This is a genomic window from Metallosphaera yellowstonensis MK1 (genome assembly GCF_000243315.1).
GTDB classification, from domain to species: domain Archaea; phylum Thermoproteota; class Thermoprotei_A; order Sulfolobales; family Sulfolobaceae; genus Metallosphaera; species Metallosphaera yellowstonensis.
Genome location: NZ_JH597760.1, coordinates 1,422 through 4,190, shown reverse-complemented (window position 1 = coordinate 4,190; position 2,769 = coordinate 1,422). Strand labels below are relative to the sequence as shown.

Genomic DNA, 2,769 nt, shown 5'->3' with positions numbered 1-2,769 from the left:
CCCACCCGTGGCTCCCGTGGTAGTCCCGATAGTCGGCTTACACGCGAAACCTTCGCCGAGTCCGTCCCCACCCGTGGCTCTCCCCTCCTCTCCTACCTCCTCGCCCCCAGGGAGCTCTGGCCCCTCCTCAGGTCAAACAACCTGGCCGAGTCCTTCAACTCCCTCCTGGAGAGTTCGGGAAGTGCCACTCCCCCTGGAGGATACTCCAGATCGCCCGGGCCTTAGCCCTCAACTACAACCTCTCGACCTATCATCTCATCATTGTAATAATATTGTAAGAACCCTTATTTCTTCGTGATATGATCAAATATATTCAGTAATTCCTTCATTGAATAAGTCTAAACCGAGAGATATATTACAATTTGCAAAGGAGCCCTGAATCACCCAACGCTTTCCTCTTAAATTTTAACGCTCGCTAACATGTACTAAATACGAACCTCGAATATGCTTTTTACTTAATATTAACTCATAAGACGTGCATCCTAAAATCGTCTTAATGCTATTAGAACCATCCGCTAGTATTTACTGAAAGTTCTTAGACTAGGATTTAACGGTAAATCCTTAAGATAAAAGCTATAAAATTTCTGAAAGTACTAGCGTTATAGGTAATAGCCTAAAGCAAACGGAATTCCCTTAACTAAAGTTACTGGTAGCAGTTTCACCTTCTCTCCTAAAGTGAGCCCGGGTCTAGTCTTCCTCTCGTAAATAAACCTCTCGTACTCTGTCCCCCTCAATAACTTAGCGTTCTTACCGTACTTATACCACTTCCTCATAAATTGCCATAAGGAGTCGTCTTCTATGTGATAAACTGCATTAGGAATAAACTGCACTTTTCCTTCCTTGTACAGCTTCATAACGTTATAATAGATCACGCTGTCCTCAAAGGCGTTAAGCCTGTCTTTCAAGTTTAAAGGTATCATTTCATAAGCCTTCAATAGAAGTTGCCTATCATACACTCTGGGAATTATACCACCATTACTAACCGATAGATTCTCAGCCCACTTTTTATGAGTTATTTCCCTGTCCACGCTCATTAACTTGTGAACTATGCCTCTGCCAATAGTTATTTCCCCTAATGCAACAACTTTCTCCTCAAATCCCTTAAAGTTTTCAGAGAAGTACATGTCTGAATCAAGGTTAACTACGTAATCTCCGCTTGCAACTTTTGCTCCCTCAATTCTAGCAATTAACCTACTACCCCTCAATTGGAGAACTCTAGCTCCCTCCTTTTCAGCAATCTCCACAGTTCTGTCAGAAGAAAAAGAGTCCACAACTATTACCTCATCAGTAACGCTGAGTGCGGATTTAACTGTAATTCCAATAGTTTTTTCACTGTTCAGTGTAGGTATTACGACACTTATTTTCATCTCTACAGATTAAGACGAGAAATTTAAAAATTTTGAGACTATATTTTCAGTGAAGTTTCATCAATTTTACTAAGAATGATACAATTTCTATTGAAGAGAAAAATATCAAGAGAGATAGAAAAAGTCGGCATATTTCAATGCTATTATTAAAAAATTTTAAGATTAACCAAGAAAATAAGAAGAAAACAATGTTTGTATATTTAAGGTAATACTATATGATTAGTATTATCAAAAGGAGAAGAAAGGTAGAAGAACGAGAAGAACAAGAAAAGGTTAAAACGAGGGACTCCATTTCCCCATTATGACAACACCCTCGTTATCCTTAACGGGGTTGGAGTCCCTCGCAATACAATCTGTACTAGAAGGACTTAACATTATCTCTCCTGAATCCCAACAAAAACTCGCAAAAATAGCTCCATCAGTAATGACAGGGAACAGAGGAAAAGAATACTTATACTTAATAAGACAAGGACAAAAGCACTACAAGACAAGAAAACCTTCAAGTTCTACCAACTCTACGAAAAAGTGAAAGGAAAACCAAGCATACTGCAGACGAGACAGGAATAACTATAGGAGAAAAAGAACAAGAAAATGTAAAGAATCTTAATCTGTATAACTGGAAGAGGAAGGGAATAAAAGCAAGATCACTAGACCTTGTATACCCCGTGAGGTTAACCCTCCTCGTTGAGATCGCAGACTTGAATGAAAGTCCATCACAATTCCTACTCCAAAGCGTGAGAGAGGTCTCACAACACATTCAAATTGATTACATGCTTGCGGACGCGGGATTCTTGAGTTTGAACATGTTGAATGAAATGCCGGTCAAGACAATAATAAGGGGTAAGTCCAGCTTGAAGGCTTTTAAGGAACTCTCTACTCTTCCTCTTGTCGAGAAGATCTTCAAGGTTGAAGATAGGATTTACGTTGCTTATAGGATGGTTGAGATTGACGGTCTTTATTATTATGACGTTGTTTACGTTAAGGAGAAACCTAGGCATTTTACTTTTGTCTCTTCTTGGTGATCCCTATGAGCTTGCTGAGCTTTATAGGCTTCGTTGGTTGAGGAGGGCTTCAAGGTCAGGAAGGCTAGGATAAAGTACGTTAGGAAGTTGGGGAACAAGGTCTTTCTTTTTCTTTATTATACTGTCCTAGATTCTGCGTGGAATCTCGTGAATCACTTGTTCTTTAATTTTGTTTCTCCAGGTAGGAAGCCTTTATCCTTTGATTCTTTCGTTAGGCTTCTCTAAATCAATTTTTGTTGAGTGGGGTGATTCAGGGCTCCTTTGCAAATTGTAATATATCTCTCGGTTTAGACTTATTCAATGAAGGAATTACTGAATATATTTGATCATATCACGAAGAAATAAGGGTTCTTACAATATTATTACAATGATGAGATGAT

Annotated in this window: 1 protein-coding gene and 2 pseudogenes; 2 read left to right on the top strand and 1 reads right to left on the bottom strand. The window is 39.1% G+C overall.

What is annotated here, in order from left to right; translation table 11 throughout:
* Window positions 1-278: pseudogene (locus METMK1DRAFT_RS15880) on the top strand (IS256 family transposase); the annotation flags it as partial.
* Between the two features lie 321 nt (window positions 279-599).
* On the opposite strand, the gene METMK1DRAFT_RS00720 reads toward METMK1DRAFT_RS15880, so the two are convergent.
* A complete protein-coding gene (locus tag METMK1DRAFT_RS00720; protein WP_009069625.1) occupies window positions 600-1,367 on the bottom strand; it encodes a glycosyltransferase family 2 protein in 768 nt (255 codons plus the stop codon).
* Between the two features lie 301 nt (window positions 1,368-1,668).
* Here METMK1DRAFT_RS00720 and METMK1DRAFT_RS00715 point away from each other — a divergent pair.
* Window positions 1,669-2,614 (top strand): annotated as a pseudogene (locus tag METMK1DRAFT_RS00715) (transposase).
* Window positions 2,615-2,769: the final 155 nt, after the last annotated feature.